At 44.3% G+C, this 17,591-nt stretch carries 14 protein-coding genes and 1 pseudogene; all 15 read right to left on the reverse strand.

Annotation, left to right across the window (positions count from 1 at the left end):
* Positions 1 to 6 precede the first annotated feature (6 nt).
* Positions 7 to 438 (reverse strand): hypothetical protein, encoded by a 432-nt coding sequence (locus CALK_RS03955; protein ID WP_022636367.1) that lies wholly within the window; start codon positions 436 to 438, stop codon positions 7 to 9.
* A 43-nt stretch (positions 439 to 481) separates the two neighbouring features.
* The gene (locus tag CALK_RS03960) at positions 482 to 829 is read right to left on the reverse strand and encodes a DsrE family protein (protein WP_022636368.1); all 348 of its coding nucleotides are present in this window, start codon (positions 827 to 829) and stop codon (positions 482 to 484) included.
* Positions 826 to 2,832, reverse strand: coding sequence for a hybrid sensor histidine kinase/response regulator (locus tag CALK_RS03965; RefSeq protein ID WP_022636369.1), 2,007 nt, complete (start codon positions 2,830 to 2,832; stop codon positions 826 to 828). The genes CALK_RS03960 and CALK_RS03965 overlap by 4 nt, the downstream gene beginning before the upstream one ends.
* The gene (locus tag CALK_RS03970; protein ID WP_022636370.1) at positions 2,829 to 5,759 is read right to left on the reverse strand and encodes a CheR family methyltransferase; all 2,931 of its coding nucleotides are present in this window, start codon (positions 5,757 to 5,759) and stop codon (positions 2,829 to 2,831) included. Before CALK_RS03970 ends, CALK_RS03965 begins: the two co-directional genes overlap by 4 nt.
* A 27-nt stretch (positions 5,760 to 5,786) precedes the next feature.
* Positions 5,787 to 7,259: pseudogene (gene malQ / locus CALK_RS03975) on the reverse strand (4-alpha-glucanotransferase); the annotation flags it as partial.
* Positions 7,260 to 7,292: 33 nt separating this feature from the next.
* Entirely contained in the window at positions 7,293 to 8,399 is a 1,107-nt protein-coding gene (locus CALK_RS03980; RefSeq protein ID WP_022636372.1) for an aminotransferase class V-fold PLP-dependent enzyme, read from the reverse strand.
* Positions 8,389 to 8,553 carry a hypothetical protein gene (locus CALK_RS12780; RefSeq protein ID WP_022636373.1) on the reverse strand — a complete coding sequence of 55 codons (165 nt, stop codon included), beginning with the start codon at positions 8,551 to 8,553 and terminating at the stop codon, positions 8,389 to 8,391. Before CALK_RS12780 ends, CALK_RS03980 begins: the two co-directional genes overlap by 11 nt.
* A 2-nt stretch (positions 8,554 to 8,555) precedes the next feature.
* Positions 8,556 to 10,103, reverse strand: coding sequence for a sodium-dependent transporter (locus tag CALK_RS03985; protein WP_022636374.1), 1,548 nt, complete (start codon positions 10,101 to 10,103; stop codon positions 8,556 to 8,558).
* A gap of 58 nt (positions 10,104 to 10,161) precedes the next feature.
* A complete protein-coding gene (gene truB / locus CALK_RS03990) occupies positions 10,162 to 11,025 on the reverse strand; it encodes a tRNA pseudouridine(55) synthase TruB (RefSeq protein ID WP_022636375.1) in 864 nt (287 codons plus the stop codon).
* Positions 11,018 to 11,980, reverse strand: a complete 963-nt coding sequence (locus CALK_RS03995) for a DHH family phosphoesterase (RefSeq protein ID WP_022636376.1) — start codon at positions 11,978 to 11,980, stop codon at positions 11,018 to 11,020. The genes truB and CALK_RS03995 overlap by 8 nt, the downstream gene beginning before the upstream one ends.
* Positions 11,967 to 12,326, reverse strand: a complete 360-nt coding sequence (gene rbfA, locus CALK_RS04000; protein WP_022636377.1) for a 30S ribosome-binding factor RbfA — start codon at positions 12,324 to 12,326, stop codon at positions 11,967 to 11,969. Before rbfA ends, CALK_RS03995 begins: the two co-directional genes overlap by 14 nt.
* Positions 12,327 to 12,332: 6 nt before the next feature.
* Complete coding sequence (gene infB / locus CALK_RS04005; protein ID WP_022636378.1) at positions 12,333 to 14,753, reverse strand: translation initiation factor IF-2; 2,421 nt, start codon at positions 14,751 to 14,753, stop codon at positions 12,333 to 12,335.
* 86 nt (positions 14,754 to 14,839) lie between these two features.
* Positions 14,840 to 16,099 (reverse strand): transcription termination factor NusA, encoded by a 1,260-nt coding sequence (nusA, locus tag CALK_RS04010; protein ID WP_022636379.1) that lies wholly within the window; start codon positions 16,097 to 16,099, stop codon positions 14,840 to 14,842.
* A 29-nt stretch (positions 16,100 to 16,128) separates the two neighbouring features.
* Positions 16,129 to 16,578 (reverse strand): ribosome maturation factor RimP, encoded by a 450-nt coding sequence (locus CALK_RS04015; RefSeq protein ID WP_022636380.1) that lies wholly within the window; start codon positions 16,576 to 16,578, stop codon positions 16,129 to 16,131.
* Between the two features lie 94 nt (positions 16,579 to 16,672).
* Entirely contained in the window at positions 16,673 to 17,323 is a 651-nt protein-coding gene (locus tag CALK_RS04020) for a hypothetical protein (RefSeq protein ID WP_022636381.1), read from the reverse strand.
* Positions 17,324 to 17,591: the final 268 nt, after the last annotated feature.

The raw sequence follows: 17,591 nt of genomic DNA on the forward strand, positions 1-17,591 counted from the left end.
TCCTTCTTATGATTGGGTAATAAGTATTGCACCTACGGTAATACAGAGGGTGCCCGTAAGTAATTTTATAACAGAAAGGGTTTCATATTCTTTAAATAATATGAGGCTGAGCAATGCGGTAATCAAGGCGTTTGTGGCGGCAAGAGAGGCAGAGACAGACATGGGGAGATTGAATACCCGTACACTATAGCTCATGAGAAATGTCCCAAGGCCCCAGAATATGCCAACGGAAATCCCCCCCACAACTCCGCGCAGGGAAAAGGAGGAGGATTCGGGAATAAGAAGGGTTGTGCCCAGACCTGTTCCAAGTACTCCAATGCCCGCAAGAATCAGGAGTCCTTGCGGTGTGACCCCTTTTTCAAGCACATACTTAATACCCGTAAGGGCAAATCCGATAAGAATGGCCGGAAGAATACCTCCGGCAAAAATGCTTTTCATTCGATTCCTCCAAGGGTGGCCACGGGGAATATATATTATTCACTTACAGGGTAATAATCTCATATCCCTTTTGTAGATACGCCTCCATTGATGGGTGTCCAGACATATCAGCACCGAGGGGGAGCTCTTGTTTTTGCGCTTCTTCAAGGGTGCCGAGCTTCGCACAGCATGCTTTACAGACACAGCTTAGCAGCTTTTTATCGATGATTGATCGATATGCCTTGTGAAAAGGGGTTTGTTCTTCGTTGAGTTCTTTGAGAAGTGAGCACGCAGCCCCTTCTATAATAAGGATTGCATCATAGCCTTTTTCATGAAGATCAAGGACATTTAGCATGGCGTGCGCAAAACACATAAGGTTTCCATTAAAAGCGAAAAGGGCTGTTTTCTTCATTGCTGCTCCTTTGAGGACAAAAGGGTTACTATTTCATTTTGTAATATATTGTGGGAGGCAGGTTTTTTAATAAACCCAGTCCGTTCTAATTTTAATAGACTGGAGATGCGCTCAGTGTCGTAATATCCCGAATGTATCAGAATGGGTATGTCTGCTCGATGATTGCGTAAGTGAGTGAAGCATTCTTCACCGCTCATTTTGGGCATAATCATATCAAGAATGACCAGGTTAAAATCTCCCTGATTTTTGAAAATTTCAAGGGCTTCCCTGGCATCCTGGGTTGTTGTAACGTTACAGCCCATTTTGGTTAGCATGTGCTTTAGCACCATGACAATGGAAGCTTCATCGTCAACCACGAGGATTTTCTTTTGTGTAAGATCAATGGAATCTTCTACTGTGTTGGAGGAAGACAGCTGTCTTTGTGTGGTCTTTGGCTCTTCCATGAGGGGTAGATACAAATGAAACACCGTACCTTCTTCTTCAACGGATTGCACAGTCATAGTTCCCATATGCTTTCGTACAATACTAAAGCATCGGGTGAGCCCGAGGCCTTTTCCCTTTGTCGAATGAGAGTGAGAAAAGAAGGGGTCAAAAATTTTATCCAGGTGTTCTTTTTTTATGCCGCAACCGGTATCACGCACATCTATCTCAATATACTGTCCCGGTGAAACAGACTGTCCAGGTATTTCAGAGAAAGATTCATCAAGCTCAACAGTTCGTGTTTGTACTTCAATATGTCCACTATGAAGAATTGCCCGTTGGGCATTAATAATGAGATTGGAAAAGGAATTAAAAAGTGCTGTGTGATTACCGTAAACACGGTGAGATGTGGCTTCATATTTCTCCGTAAGAACAATTCGTGTGTCAAAGGAGTTAAAAAGTACTGCTTCGGAAAGTACTGAGTGTATATCTAATTCAGATCGTTCTGTAATTCTATTATGAGAGATATCAAGAAGCTCTTCGGTCATGGCAATGGAGTTTTCTATCCCTTTCTGTATAATATCAAAGAGTTCGGGGAAATCTTCATGGGTAATATCCATGAGACGTATAAGATCTGCTGCTGATTTAATGCTGCAAAGGATATTGTTAAAATCATGGGCAATTCCTCCGGCCATCTTACTTACCGAATCCATTTTTTGCAGTTGCATTTTTCGCTTTGATTCTGTGGTCTCTATGGCAAAAAGATACACACTGTTTTTATCAATGGGGATAATAATCAGTTTATAGAATGCGTTTTGAGAGGTATCCCGTAAGAGCACATCGTGAATTTCCGTATTTTTTTCAGCATGGCGAATACTTTTTTCAATATTCTGTTTCGGATCAGCAAAGATGGTTGAAATAGAGTGCGGTCCTGTTGTGTAGTCTGCAAAGGCGTCGTGTTTTTCCCACGCAGGATTTTGTAATAAAATATGCCCATGAGATCGATTAACAATACTTGTAGGCGTTGCCGTTCGTTCAAAGAGGAGACTTAATTTACGTTCTGCCTTTTTTCGTTGACTGATGTCAAAGAGGAGCGTAAGAATTTCCCGTGGGCCGTGGGTCGTACTTCGCACCAAGAGAGTTCGGGGAGAGGATTCGTTTGTACGGAGTTCACACTCTGTTATACTGCTTTCTCGGAGCGTATCTCTGATATGGTGATACAGGGTATCACGATCAGCTTCGTGAATGCATGCGCTCAAAGGTGTATACGTGATATCCTCTTTGGTTTTTCCCAAAATTCGTACCGCCTCGCTATTTGCATCACGAATTGTATAATCAAAATCGACAGTTAGATAGGCCGCTGGTGCTTTATGAAAGAGAGTGCGATATTTTTCGGATGTTTCTTCAAGCTCTTGCTGAGTAGTGCGGAGGGCCTCGTTTTGATGTTCCAGTTCAATTTGATGAATGCTGAGTTCCTCTGCGAGGTCTGTTATGTCCGTAGAGATATGCGGAGAAATATCTTCCTTCTTTTTCTGTAAGAGTTCTTTGGCTTTTTTACGTAGTTTGTCCGAGGCGTTGCTCATTTCATATCTCCTTCACTCGTTTCTTCTAAGATAACGATGCCGGCAATGGTTTCTATTTCTCCATCTTTACTTTGCTTCACAATGCCGCCAATATCATGATATTGGGCATAAGAGCCGTCTTTTTGTCGTATTCGGTAGCGTACGTTATATTCCGCACGCTTTCCTTCCATATGTTCCCGCATGGTGTTCATCACCATGTCTACATCATCTGGGTGGAGCAGAGAGACCCACCCTTCATAGCCGGAACCAATATCGTTGCAATCATAGCCAAGCATTGTTGCTTTCCCCGGACTTGTTATGACACGGTTCTCCTGCACATCCCACTCCCACCACGCAAGATTCCCCATCTCCATGGCTCGATTTAGACGGTCACGGGTCTCTTCTTGATGACGACGCTGAATATAGGATTCTGTTGTGTCCATGAAGGAAACAATGATACCGTTGACAGCATTTTCACTGTCTCGGTATGGAAGTATTTTTATGGTGTACCATCGTGATGCATCCATCTTGATTTCTCGGTACACTTCTGTGAGTGAACGCGAAACTGTATGAATGTCTTCGAGGAATTGGGGGTATATTTTCTCCGTGGCAAGCTCTTCAATACTTCGACCAATGTCACTTTTTTGCACATGGGTTATTTGCTCAATTACATCGGTGTACTTACGGATTCGCAAGGAATTATCAAGAAAGAGGCTTCCCACATGTGTCGTTTTTAATACATTTTTGATATCGCTATTAAGCTCATGGAGTTCTTGTATTTTTTCTTGATGTTCTGTATTTACTGTATAGAGTTCTTCGTTTACGGACTCCAATTCTTCATTACTACTTTGTAGCTCTTCGTTAGACGCAATAAGCTCTTCATTGGATGTTTGCAACTCTTCATTTGCACTTTCCAATTCTTCGATAGTTGCCTGGAGGCTCTCATCTTTTTGTTTGAGCTCTTCTTCAAGAGAGGAAATCCGTTGGCGGTAATTGTGTACGAGAGAATAGTCTTCGTGCAGAGTATCTGTATCTGAAGTAGGCGCGTTTAGAGATGGGGTCTCCGCAAGAAAGGAGATGCGATAATAGGTATTGCCCTGAGTGTTCGTTACGCGCTGTACGGAGAGAGTTACTCGCGTATTGTTTGTAAGAGCGATATTGGTGTAGCGGAGTTCTTTCTGGGTTGTTTCTGCTTTTTTAAGCAGGCTTGAAAGAGCAATGGCAAGAGAATCATAGCGTATCATGGCAGTGATGCGTAAGTTCATTTCCCCCGTGGGAATGGATATATAGTCGCTACTATCAGAAAGGGTGTATACCAGCCTCTGGTGCGCATCGGTGATTACTGTCGGAGGCAGCAAAGGGGCTATGAGAGCGGTGAGGGTTTCACTGCGTATGGTGCTGTTATCATGACCTTTATTTTCATGAGGGCGGTAGAGCTTTGTTTTCTTGTCCTTCATGGGGGTAAACGTGTTTTGTATGAAGGGCAAGCGGAGGCGTTCCTGCAGGGGGAGTCCTTTTTTATATTTGTAGATCTTCCATTTTGTATCCATTGTTTCAAACCCCTCAACCATATTGCCAATGGCTTCACTGCTTCCTAAAAAAAGTACACCATGGGGCATAAGGGAGAAGTAGATTAAGTTGAGGAGGCGTTGTTGTGTCTCTTTTTTTAAGTAGATCATCATATTTCTGCATACAATAAGATCGATGCGTGAGAAGGGGGGATCGTGTAATACATCCTGCCGGGCAAAGATGATCATATTTCGAAGAATTTTTTTAACCCGAAATCCCGTGTCTGTTTTGGTGAAGTAGCGTGAAAGGTAGGTGGCTGGAATATCTGAGACAATATTTTCCGGATAGTGTCCGGCACTGGCATAGTCAATGGAATCACTGTCTATATCTGTGGCAAAGATTTTTATGTGTCGCAGACATTCGTGTTTCTCCATGTATTCATGGAAAAGCATTGCTAAGGTGTATGCTTCTTCTCCCGTAGAACAGCTGATAGACCAAACACGAAGCGTGTCGGTTGCTTTTTGTGCAGCAAAAAGATGCGGTATAACATCGGTTCGTATTTTTTCAAAGGCCTCAGGATCTCGAAAGAATCGCGTAACCCCGATAAGAAAATCTTTGTAGAGAAGATGTGCTTCTTTGGGGGTCTTTTCAAGGTAGGCGGTGTAGTCCTCAATACGTGTTAATTGGTTGATCGTAATTCGTTTTTCAAGTTGACGGTAGATTGTACTTTCTTTATACTGAGAAAAATCTGCCCCTGTACGATTACGTAAGAGAGAGAAGATTTTTCCAAGGTGATTTTTGTTTTTTTCAACGGTGTCAGAAATAGAGATGTTTTGTTGTACAAAGGGGTGTTTTGAATATCGTTTGAGGGTTTGTGCGATTTCACCGGGAGAAAGAATGTAGTCAACAATACCGGTTGAAATAAGGCTTTCGGGCATGCCGGCAAAGCGGGCAGACTGATTGTCTTGACACATGATCATTCCACCGGCCTCTTTTATGGCTCGACATCCTAAGGTGCCATCACTTCCTGTTCCGGAAAGAATTATGGCGACGGTTTTTTCTGTACGTTCTGCTGCGAGGGAACGGAAAAAAATATCAATGGGAAGGGTGAGCTTCTTATCAGCGGACGGGGTGGAGAGGTAGAGCCTTTTTTGATAGATCTCCAGGTTATGTCCCGGTGGTATGAGGTATACATGCTGTGATCGTACTTCCAGGTTGTCTTGGGCGTATTGAATTGGGAGATCTGTGTGACGAGCGAGAAGCTCGTCCATGAGACTTTTGAAATCGGGAGAGAGATGCTGTACAATGATGTAGGATGCCTGTATTTCTGGATCAAGATGATCAAAAAAACTTTGCAGGGATTGTAACCCTCCGGCAGAAGCCCCGATGCCCACCAGAAGAAAATCTGATACTGTTGTATCTATGTGTTTAGAGCTCATTATCCCATTCCTTGTAGAGGGGGAGTGTCAGGCACGTCCGAAAATATCGGTAAACTGTGCTAACTCAGCAAAATAGGGAAGGTGAAGCATATCCCAAGTAAAACGGAAATCCCAGTTTTCTCCTACAGTTCCCGGAGTGTTAAAGCGGTACTCACTTCCCATACGAAGGATGTCTTGCAGGGGGAGCAGTGCCATGGTGCTCACTGAAGCCAAGGTTTCACGAATAATTTTTCGTGGAATCTCTTCCTCGCAACAGTCTAAATAATCCATAAGGGAGGAACGGGTTTCTTGGTCAAGGGAGGTGATCCATCCCACAAGAGTATCATTATCGTGTGTTCCTGAATACATAACACTATTTTGACCGCAGTTATACGGGAGATACCAGTTGTCTCGGTTCCCGTCAAAGGCAAATTGAAGAACCTTCATACCGGGAATATCAAAGCGCATGCGCAAGTCGATAACATCTTGGGTAATGGTACCGAGATCTTCAGCGATAAGGGGAAGCTCACCCAGAGTTTCTCGAAGCACACGGAAAAAATCTTCTCCCGGGCAGGGAACCCATTCTCCCACTTTTGCCGTGGTACTGTCTGCGGGAACGGCCCAATATGCCTCAAACGCACGAAAATGATCAATACGGACATAATCTGTATAGAAGTGCAATCTCTTAATTCGTTTGATCCACCATGCATAGTTTGATTTTTGCAAGGCATCCCAGTTATACAGAGGGTTTCCCCAGAGCTGTCCGTCTTCACTGAAGTAGTCGGGGGGCACGCCGCCAACCCGCAGGGGCGATCCAGTCTCATCAAGCTCAAAGAGTTCTCTATGTGCCCAAACATCGCTGCTGGCATAGGCCACATAGTATGGCGCATCGCCGAAGAGGTGTACCCCCTTACTGTTGGCGTAGGTTTTGAGGTCAAACCATTGTGATTGAAATATAAATTGAAGAATCCGATACTCCTCAAGTTCTGCATGGTGCTCCTCTTGCCATTTTTCTAAGGCGTGTTTGTCTCGAAGGGAGTAGGGTTTGGGCCATGTATTCCAATCGTTTGTCTTGAAGTATCGGGACAGAGAAAGAAAGAGTACATAATCTTCAAGCCAATATGCTTCTTCAGTGCAAAAGTCCTGATATTCTGGTGTTGGGGTGAAATTAAGAAACGCTCTGTGAAGGAGGTCTTGTTTATAGGAATCAACAGCAGAAAATTCCACATGAGTATTAGAAAAGTTGGGATGTTCCACGTCTTCTTTCCCAAGATACCCCCATTGGCATAGCAACTCCGGAGAAATGAGCATCGTATTTCCCGCAAAGGCGCTGAGAGACATGTAGGGAGAATAGCCGTATCCCACGGGATTTACGGGGCACATCTGCCAAAGAGATTGTTTATGTTCTGCAAGAAGGTCTATCCATCGATACGCATGTGGACCAAGATCTCCAATGCCGAAGGGAGATGGGAGAGACGTTATATGAAGAAAAACACCTGACATTCGTTTCATACTAAGAGTCCTTTGTTGATACTGGCTATAACCATAGCATACTTATACGAGTTTTGCAAGGGATTTAAGCTTTTGCCACGGCGTATAGTAGTGTGGGGCGAAGCGGATTGTATTATGCCGAAAGGTGGCAACAACACCTTTTTTACGGAGAAAGTTATAGAGTGATTTGGTTTTTGTTCCATGAGAAAAGGTAACAATGGGGCTTCCCTGAGCAGGGTTTTCAGGTGATAGTAGGGTATATCCTTTTCTCTTAAGCGTGTGGTAGAGAAAGGCTCGTCGCTCCATGGCGCTGGCGTATATATGCGCAATCCCTTTTTCTTGAGCTATCCGTAAGGCTCTACGATATGCTGAGAAGAGGGTGAAATTCATGGTGCCGCTTTCAAATCGACGTGCTGTTTCTGCAAAGGAGAGGTCTTTCTGTAGCGTTTCAAGAGGGGTTTGTACGGAAAACGCACCGGTTATGACCGGGGTTATATGTGTAAGAAGTGCCGGTTTGATATAGAGGGTGCCGATGCCCGGTGGTGCGAGGAGCCATTTCTGACTTCCGAACGCAGCAAAATCAACCCCAAGAGAATTCACGTCTACCGGGAGCACCCCAACAGACTGGATGAGGTCGGCACAGAGGTAAATAGTATGGGTGGAACAGACCGAGCGGAGTTTCTCTACGGCGCATCGATGCCCTGCAAAATACTGAACATGACTAAGGGCAATCAGACGTGTTTTGTCAGTTATCGCTTCTAATATTGCTTCAAAGGAGGGGGAGGGGTCCTTTTCCGGGAGGTGCCGAAGAACTATGCCACGTCGTTCCAGGTTCTTCCAAGGGTAATAATTGGCAGGATATTCTACGGGAGATACAATTATTTCATCACCGGAGTCAAGGCAGAGCCCTTCTGCGATAAGGGAAATAGCGTGGGAAGTATTCTGGGTGAAGGCAATCGATTCTGGGGGGGCATTGATGAGGCGCCCCGTTTCTTCTCGGCACTCCTTGAGGGTGTTCACCCACTCCTGTATGTCAGGAATCCCCCGACTCAATGCCGCGAGACTGGTTTGAGCCTCTTGGGCTACAGCAGGAGCTATGGGTGATATGGCTGCATGGTTAAGAAATATTTCATTTCCTCCCTGCGGTACCCTTTGATTATTATTTATCATGTTCTTCCGCGTCTATATCGGCTTCCACTTCAAGAGTACCAACAATTTTTTCGGTATCTTCAGAAAGTGTTTTCATAAAACAGTAGATTGTAAGGAGAATAATACTGAGCCATGATACACTCATAAAGAGAAGCCCTGCTGGTGTAAGTTCCATAATTACGCGTCCTTTCGTTGAAATGCATAGAAGATAGCACCGTTTATACCTGCAAACAAGGCTATAAAAAGGCCACGGAGAAGAAGTATAAAGTGTCCTTCCTTCATTTCAAACCCTCCCAGCAATTCAATTGTGCTGGTCTGATCAATAGTGCGCATAAGAAGGTGTTCCATGCCGCCATCGTAAGCCCAGAAAAAGAGAAGAACTAAAATAAAGGTGGGGGTGATCCACGTGATAATATGTCGGTATATTTGAGGAATTCCGATGTCTGCACCTTTTTGTATCTCCTGCCATCCTTTTTTGCCTCCGAGAACCCAAGCAAAAAGTACTGCTTCAACAGCCCCGAAAACGAGAAGTGCAAGTTGAAAGCCCAGGATGTCTGCCTCATTAATTGCGGTATCACCACCGGCAATGATAAGAAGAGAAAAGAAGAGGGTAATTACCCCAAGAAGAGAAATTGCCTTTTTTCGCTGTAAGTTGAGTTCATCTTCAATGAAGGAAAGACCCGGTTGCAGTATTGATATTGAAGAGGTTACTCCACCAATAAAGAGGAGCACAAACCATGTGAGCTGAACAACCCATGAAACGGTTGGCCCCATCTCTTGAAACAACATGGGCATGGTGATAAATCCCAGAGAAAATATCCCTCCCGTTGTTACTTCCTGCGCTTGAATTGCGCCAAGACAAATAACGGCAGGTACGATAACAATTGTTCCGCCCACAATTACTTCAATGAACACATTTGTACTGTTTGCCGTTAATGATGAGAGGGCAATGTCTTGATCTTTTCGTACATAAGATGCATACGTCAGTATTGCCCCAATTCCAACACTGGTAGTAAAAAATACTTGACTGGTGGCATCAAACCAGACCTTCGTATCCCGCAGTTTTGAAAAATCGGGATTCCACATAAAGGCAAGACCTTCAGAAAGGTTTTCTAAGGTTAAAACCTTTAGTACAAGGGCTATTCCCAGAAAGAGTAACAGGGGCATTAGTACCTTTACAGTCTTTTCTATTCCTCGACGGATACCGAAATAGATAACCGCAAAGTTAATAAGGAAGGTGAGGCCGAAGAAAAAGAGAGATGCCGGGATTGGGCCGATACTTTTTTCATGAGAAATAAACCGGGAAAAGAGCTCTCCGGTTGTGTTATTCTGTGCAGCTTCACTGAGAACTCCCGTAAGACTGTACCAAATATATGCAAGAATCCATGACTCCAGATAGACATAGAGGAAAAATATGAGGAGGGGCCCCATGACCCCAATACTTCCTAAATATTTTGCGTACGGTTTTTGTGTTACTGCATTCAGTATTCCGGGACCTGAACCATGGCCTTGTCGCCCGCCCCATCGTCCCATGGACCACTCAATCCATGCCAAGGGGATACCGATGAGAATAAAGGCGATAAAGTAAGGGATCATAAAGGCCCCTCCGCCATTCTCAACAACTCTTCCTGGAAAAACCAAAAAATTACCAAGTCCAACGGCACTTCCAGCTACCGCAAGTATTACACCAATCTTTGATCCCCACTTTTCTCGTTCCCTATTCATAGTAGACGGGGCTCCTTTTGAGAAATCTCATAGTTGCATATATAAAAAAGATAGTATATTACTCCCAAGAGGGAAATACTTTTTTTGGATTAATGCGTTCTCCTTCAGCCTGTGCAAGGGCGATGGGAGTATTCTTTCTGTGGAGCAAAAGCAATTGTGATAATGGGGCAAGGGTATTTTGGAGGAACATTCCATGCAGTACTCGCTTCTGATCAGCCTCGTTTATTTCGTATGGAGTCCAGTTATCCGGGAAGTCAACGGGAGAGCAGAAATTGTTGTTGGAACAGTCATCCGGTGCAACAGCATGGGAAAGAGAATATGCTCCGATTTTGTCCCGGTGGATTTTTGACGCGTGCCCAACACTTCCTACAGCACGAGCAATATCTCGACAGAGGGAGCGTATATAGGTGCCTGCAGATACGTCTGCACGAAACTGAGCTATGCGGTTTTGCTGATCAAAGGCACAGAGGGTGAGTTCATAGATCTGCACTGTACGGGCAGGAATATCAAAAGTTTCGCCGTGTCGTGCTTTTTTATATGCTCGTTTTCCCTGTATTTTAATGGCAGAGTAGCGAGGCGGTTTTTGTTCTATGGTACCCCGGAATTGTGCAAGGCAGTTCTCCAGTTCCTCTTTGGAGGGGCAGAAGGGAGATGTGGAACGAGGGCTCCCCTCACGATCGTCCGTATCTGTTTCTGTTCCGAAGGAGAGTTCAAACAAATAGGTTTTTCGATCTGTGTTCATGTAGGGAAGAAGTTTTGTTGCTTCTCCTACGGCGATAATGAGAAGGCCTGAAGCAAGGGGGTCGAGTGTTCCTGCATGGCCCATTTTTCGTATACCAAGTTTTTTTCGAAGGGTTCGGATTACATCAAAAGATGTAGGACCAAGGGGTTTGTCGATCAGAAGGAACCCCGACTTACCCACGTAAGACGCCTGCGATACGTTCTATCATACACGATTTTGCTTCATCAAGAGGCGTTTGGGTGAAACTGCATCCTGCGGCACAGCAATGACCACCGCCACCGGGAACAGTTGCTGCAACAGCACCAATATCAATTGCTCCTTGTGAACGAAAAGAGAAGTGAATATGATCTTTCTTTTGTTTTATAAGGATACCCACTTCCACACCGCGCGTATTTTTAGCAATGTCGGCCATCCCTTCTGTATCACCCCTGTCTGCACCTAGCTCATCGATACGTTTCTCATCAACGGTCATAACGGCAATACGACCGTTTTCATAAAACTCAAGGGTTGACCAGACTTCGGCACGTAATCGAAGTGCTTGAATGGAGTGTGCTGCAAAGAGCCCACGATATATGGATACACCATCGGCACCGCGCTCGAGAAGCAGTGCTGCATCACGAAGAAGAGTGGGCGAGGTGTTTTCAAACTGAAACCCACCGGTGTCAGCAAGAATACCAGCATAGAGAGCATTTGCAACCCATGAAGGGTAGGATAGGCCTGCTCCTTCAAAAAGTTGTGTAAGTATCTGACAGGTTGCGGCTGCTGTTTCATCTACAATGTTAACAGTTCCAAAATGACTGTTGTCACGGTGATGGTCTATATTAATGCAGCTTGTATAGGTGGTCGTAACATTTTCCCAGGAAAGACGACTTAAATTAGAAGAATCCAGTACAACCAAGGTGTCAAATGACTCTTCGGGGAGAGTGCTTTCAATATCCGCAGCTTCCGAAAGGAAGAGAAATTTTTTTGGCACCGGGTCTGTATTGTATAACACCACCTCTTTTTTAAAATAGTCACGGAGCAACCAATACATGGCTAGTTGAGAACCGATATTGTCGGCATCCTGGCTCACATGAGAGGTAATACAAAAGCGAGAATTTTTCTCTATAAGCGAAACAAGATTATTCCAAGTCATCTTTAATATTGTCCAGAATGGAATTAATATTTTCCCAGTTTTCCGAGGAATCATCCACTTTAAAGAGGAGGCGAGGGAAATGTTTTATTCGTATTTTTTTAGCAACTTCTCGCTGAATAAATGGGGCTGCCTTGTTCAATATCTGCACAGCTTCTTCCTTTACCGCCCCCGTATCAACAGAAGATATATATACCGTGGCGTTTCGTGTGTCCCGTGAGAGTTCTATGGCGGGAACAGTCAGAAACTCTGGTATGCGCGGGTCTTTTACTCTGTTTGTAATAGTCCAGAGAATCTCCCTTCGAAGATTCTCTGTTACGCGCTTATTATGCCATTTATTTGTGGCCACTATTTTTTACTCCTCAAGACTAGTTCGTTCTATTTCCACTTGCGTGTAGGCTTCGATACGATCGCCTGTTTTGTATTGGGTAACATTTTTCAAAATAATACCACATTCAAAACCAGCACTTACTTCTTTTGCCTTATCTTTTCCACGTTGAAGAGACCCGATTTTTGTTTCGGTTACTACCAGATCATCGCGAACGAGTCGTGCCTTTGCATCTCGAGTTATCTTTCCCTCAATGACATAACAGCCGGCAATTTGGCCGATCTTAGAAACCTTAAAAATATCTCTAATTTCAGCCACACCAAGTGGTTTCTCCTCAATGCGCGGTGCAAGCATACCGATCATTGCTTTTTTCACATCGTCAATAGCTTCATAAATAACGGGGTATGTTCGAATTTCTACTCCCGCTTGCTTCGCATGTTCTTTAATTTTTGGGTTTGGACTAATATGAAAACCAACAATAATACCCTGAGAAGCTTGGGCGAGCATGATGTCTGCTTCGGTTACACCGCCCACGCCGTTATGAATTACCTTCACTTTTACTTCTTCCGTAGAGAGTTCTTCAAGAGAAGCTGAAAGTGCTTGCACAGAACCGTCAACATCACCTTTAACAATGATATTCAAGGTCTGCATTTCGCCGGCTTTGATTGTATCATAGAAATTATCGAGAGATACCGTATTACGATAGCGCATTTCCCGTTCTTTCTCTGCAAGGCGCCGTTTCTGAGCAATCTCACGGGCATCTTTGTCATTTTCTGTTACGCGGAAAGAATCACCTGCTTGTGGGGTTCCGGAAAGTCCTAAGATGATTACCGGCTGTGAAGGGCCGGCTGTCTTTACTTTCTTTCCATGATCATCAAGAAGCTCACGCACTCGGCCACTATGGTTTCCTGTCACAAAGGGGTCACCCTTGCGAAGAGTACCTTTTTGCACAAGCACGGTGGCAATGGCGCCACGTCCCGGATCAAGCTCAGACTCTATAACGACTCCCTTAGCAAAACCTTGTTTTGGAGCGGTGAGCTCAAGAAGGTCACTTTCAAGGGCGAGGAGCTCTAACAGATCGTCAACACCTTTTCCAGTTTTTGCTGATATTTCAACACAGGAGATCTGACCGCCGTAATCCTCTACAAGGACATCATATGCAGCGAGTTCCCCCTTAATCTTGTCAATATTTGCCGTAGGAAGATCTGTTTTGTTTATGGCAATAACAATGGGTACATCCGCTGCACGCGCATGGTCTATCGCTTCTTTTGTTTGTGGCATGACTGCGGAATCGGCTGCAACAATAATCACGACAACGTCTGTTATCTGTGAGCCTCGTGCTCGCATAGCTGCAAAAGCTTCGTGTCCTGGTGTATCGAGGAATGTGACATTTCCTCGAGGAGTTGAAACTTCGTATGCCGCAATATGCTGCGTGATACCACCATGCTCTCCTGAGGTAACATTGGTTTTCCGAATATAATCAAGGAGAGACGTTTTACCGTGGTCAACGTGCCCCATGACAGTGACAACAGGAGAGCGAGGCTCTTCCGGATAGGATTCTTCTTGAATTTCATCCTCAGTAATATCAGCAAATTCATCCATGAGTACAGCCGTATAATCCCACTCTTCAGCAAGAAGCTGTATTGTTTCAAAATCAATCCGCTGATTAATTGTTACAAACAGCCCCAGTTCAAGGCATTTAGCGATAACTTGAGAGGGGTTTACATCAATCATGTTGGCAAATTCACTAATGGAAATAAATTCGCTCACATGAAGGATTGTATCGTTTTCAGATATTTCATCGGCATCACGGCGTTGCTTCTTATATTTCTTTTTTGTAGAGCCAGAGCCAATTTTTGCCATGGTTTTCTTGATGTTGAGTTGAAGATCCTTCTCACTGAAATTCTTAGGCTTTTCTTCTTCAAACTTCTTTTTCTTATTCTTTTTCTTATTCTTCTTGCGAGTGTCTTCTTTCGCAGGAATATCGCCACCTGGAGGCGGAAGTGGAATGTCATCTTTTTTCCGCGGTGGTCCACCGGCACTTTTGCCCATGGGTTCCGTTGCCGGTCGCTTCGGCTTGTTGGTCGTTACACCGGCTGGTCGGCGTGGTGGGCGTCCTGCGCCTGTTTGGCGACCTTGAGAGCCGTCTTTCTTTTCCTGCAAAGGTTTCTGCTCTTCTGTTTTCTGCGGCGTTGCTTCTTCTTTCTTCTTTTCCGGGGCACGTCGACTTCTACGTCTGCTCTTTAGTCGTTCTTTACTTTTGGCATATTTCTTTTTAATCGCAGCTCTTTCACTGTCAATTTTCTCGACAACTTGTTTCTTTATATCTTCGTCAACAGTGCTACTATGTGACTTGGCCGGTACGCCGATGGAACGGAGTATCTGTACCAAAGCATCACTTGAAATTTTCAATTCTTTTGCAAGAGATGATACTCTAATTTTTGACATAATATCCTTTCAGGAGATCGCTCTATTGTCCCAATTGTTTATTTCATTCCCTATGTTCTGCCGCAATCAAAATCACGACAGGTACCTTATTGCTCGAGGCGGTCCTCTTCGTCATATGAGACAGACTCTTCTGTTGCAAGTTCGGTTTCTTTCCCGATCTCATGGGGGGCGTCATCGCCAATCTCCTCGTCATCGAGAACATCTTCTACCGCATCAATTGTCTCAGTTGTTTCGTCGAAAGAGAGAATTTTTGCCCGCTCTTCTTCGCTGAGTTCATCAAACTGATCTTCTCCATAGATGTCTATGTCATACCCCGTAAATTCAGAGGTGAGTTTTAAGTTTTTCCACTCCTTACCAATAGCCTTTGCTAAGTCTTCATCATCTACTATAATAATTATCTTATGACTTCCCACAGGGATGACCCGATTGATATCAACAGAAGCGAGGGCGCGTCGTGCAAGGATAGATATCTCATCTGTCCACGTCATGATATCCATACGTTCGTTGTTTACTTCACGTACGATTGCTCGAATTCGGTTTCCACGCATTCCCACACAAGCACCAACAGGGTCAATGCGTTCATCCCGCGTTTCCACGGCTATTTTTGCACGATACCCTGGTTCACGAACAATTTTTGTAATGGAAATTACTCCTTCGAAAATCTCGGGAACTTCTATTTCAAAGAGTCGTTCAAGGAACACCGGACTGGTACGAGAGATAATAACCTGGGCACCCTTTGCATTATCCTTTACCTCGATAATAACACCGCGAACAGTGCCACCTTGGTGAAACTTTTCACCACGAATTTGGTGACTTTTCGGCAGGAGGGCTTCGGTTCTTCCCAGGTCGATGATAATGTTGCCCCGTTCAATCTGTCGTATTTTTCCCGTAACCATATCACCAATTCGTTCAGAGAAGTCGTTGTATATCTTTGTGCGCTCATGTTCACGAATTCTCTGTATAATGATCTGCTTTGCTATCTGAATAGCCGTTCTACCAAATTCAGAAATATCAAGATTCTCTTCCCAGACTACCTCGTCACCTATTTTAAGGTCTTCGCCATAATCTTCCTGCGCTTCACTGAGCGGTATCTCTTGATAAATATCTTCAATCTCATCGTCATCAACCACCTTTTGGTAGGTGTAGGCGGAAATATCCCCTGTTTCTTTATCGATGGTAACTCCAATGGCAGGCGCCTTTTTGATTCCCTTGCGAGCTGCCTGGGCTATTGCTTCCTTTAAGGAGTTTTCTGCAAGGTCCCAGCTAATGCTCCGTTCTTTGGTAATCGCTTTGAGGCCTTCTATAATTTCTGTGCCATTCATCTTAAATTTTCTTTTTCGCGCCATTATTCCTCACAAAACTCTATAATAGAGGGTTATATATCTAATTTACCGCTGAGTATGTTGTCCATGGGCAACACCACTTCTGTTCCCTTGTCAGAGAGGGTTAGCTCTGTTTCAGTACAGCTTTGTATTTTTCCTCGCTTACGCGCATCACTCTTTTTGGTGTATTCTTTCAGCCGTATTCTTACGTCTCGCCCAATGTTACGAGCAAAGTCACCGTGTGTTGTGAGTGGACGGTCTACTCCCGGAGAAGAAACCTCGAGGGTATAGGGTGTTGTCCCAAACTCAACCTCATCAAGGTAGGCAGAAATCGCTCTGCTGATTTCTGCACATCGGTCTAAGGTGATTCCATCTGGGCTGTCAGCAAGCACTCGTAAGGTTCGCGAGCCTCCAGCTGAGAAATATCGTATCTCAACGGGGATCGCCCCCTGTTGAACGATAATTTCTTCCACATGTTTTTGATGACAATCTTGTAGTTTCATACGCTCTTTCTCCGGTAATACAAAGAAAATCGGACCTTTGGCCCGACTCTCATCTTCTAAATATAATATATGGAATAGAAAAAGGCAGATACTTTTATTCCATTGGGGTGAGGGTGATGCTTCCCCGGGGACGATGATGAATACGGTAGGTTGTGTTTTTATGCAGGCCTTGAATGTTTTTCGGAAGAATATCTGAGAAGGTGTCGGAGACAGAACGAATGGTGAGCCGAGGGGTAAGGGTTGAGCGGATGTTCATAAGGTTTTCTCGGGATGTGGGGGCTGTGAGAAGAAGAATGTCTGTTTCAATACGCCGGGAAAGCCCCTGGGATGGACGAAGCATCACTGCTGTGTTGAGGTCGTCTCGTCGTATAAATAGGATGTCTTTGCTTAGAGAGAACTGACCGTGTGAAGTGTGGACAATTGTGGTTGTAATGGTTGTGTCGTCACTAACATGGACAAGGCTGTCTTGACACGAGGGGTAGATGTATGGGGTCGATGGGATGGCTTTTTCAGAAGGAGGAGAGAAGAAAAGGTGCAGGTACGGGGTTTTTGTGAAGGTTGTTGCTTCGTAGAAAAGGAGGTATTCCTCTTCTGTTGTTGTCCCTATGGCTATCTCACGATGAGGTTGAACCGGATTTGTGTAACGTTGTTTTGCGTACCATGTAATAAGAGGGGTGACCATAATGAGTAGTATGAGACGAATCTTATGTAGCCGCGGAGAGATTGGTATGCCCTTTGGCCTCATGGAGAGTTCTCCTTTCTGTAAAAATGAATATGTGGTGAGAAGTAGACTTTGGGTGCATTGGTGTAGGCCTTTTTGCGGTGCAGTTTGTTATTTTACCAGTTCCATTGACTCTTGCGGGGCAGAGTTTGTTTTTGTTGCTCCTTTTTTGTGTAAAATATGATATTGTGTTGTGATAAATTTTAATCAATAAAAAAAGGGAGAACCCTGTATCTCCATAGTATCTTACCGTTATATATTTTGAATGTCAAAGAATTATTTATGAAAAGGA

This window comes from Chitinivibrio alkaliphilus ACht1 (genome assembly GCF_000474745.1).
Classification (GTDB): Bacteria; Fibrobacterota; Chitinivibrionia; order Chitinivibrionales; family Chitinivibrionaceae; genus Chitinivibrio; species Chitinivibrio alkaliphilus.

What these genes read in the sequence shown, in the direction of transcription:
- nusA (WP_022636379.1), bottom strand. Translation starts at nt 16,099, where the DNA reads ATGGCGCGAAAAAGAAAATTTAAGATGAATGGCACAGAAATTATAGAA.
- infB (WP_022636378.1), bottom strand. Translation starts at nt 14,753, where the DNA reads ATGTCAAAAATTAGAGTATCATCTCTTGCAAAAGAATTGAAAATTTCA.
- CALK_RS03995 (WP_022636376.1), bottom strand. Translation starts at nt 11,980, where the DNA reads ATGACTTGGAATAATCTTGTTTCGCTTATAGAGAAAAATTCTCGCTTT.
- CALK_RS03960 (WP_022636368.1), bottom strand. Translation starts at nt 829, where the DNA reads ATGAAGAAAACAGCCCTTTTCGCTTTTAATGGAAACCTTATGTGTTTT.
- CALK_RS04015 (WP_022636380.1), bottom strand. Translation starts at nt 16,578, where the DNA reads ATGAAACTACAAGATTGTCATCAAAAACATGTGGAAGAAATTATCGTT.
- CALK_RS03980 (WP_022636372.1), bottom strand. Translation starts at nt 8,399, where the DNA reads ATGATAAATAATAATCAAAGGGTACCGCAGGGAGGAAATGAAATATTT.
- CALK_RS04020 (WP_022636381.1), bottom strand. Translation starts at nt 17,323, where the DNA reads ATGAGGCCAAAGGGCATACCAATCTCTCCGCGGCTACATAAGATTCGT.
- CALK_RS03965 (WP_022636369.1), bottom strand. Translation starts at nt 2,832, where the DNA reads ATGAGCAACGCCTCGGACAAACTACGTAAAAAAGCCAAAGAACTCTTA.
- CALK_RS03955 (WP_022636367.1), bottom strand. Translation starts at nt 438, where the DNA reads ATGAAAAGCATTTTTGCCGGAGGTATTCTTCCGGCCATTCTTATCGGA.
- CALK_RS12780 (WP_022636373.1), bottom strand. Translation starts at nt 8,553, where the DNA reads ATGGAACTTACACCAGCAGGGCTTCTCTTTATGAGTGTATCATGGCTC.
- CALK_RS03970 (WP_022636370.1), bottom strand. Translation starts at nt 5,759, where the DNA reads ATGAGCTCTAAACACATAGATACAACAGTATCAGATTTTCTTCTGGTG.
- CALK_RS03985 (WP_022636374.1), bottom strand. Translation starts at nt 10,103, where the DNA reads ATGAATAGGGAACGAGAAAAGTGGGGATCAAAGATTGGTGTAATACTT.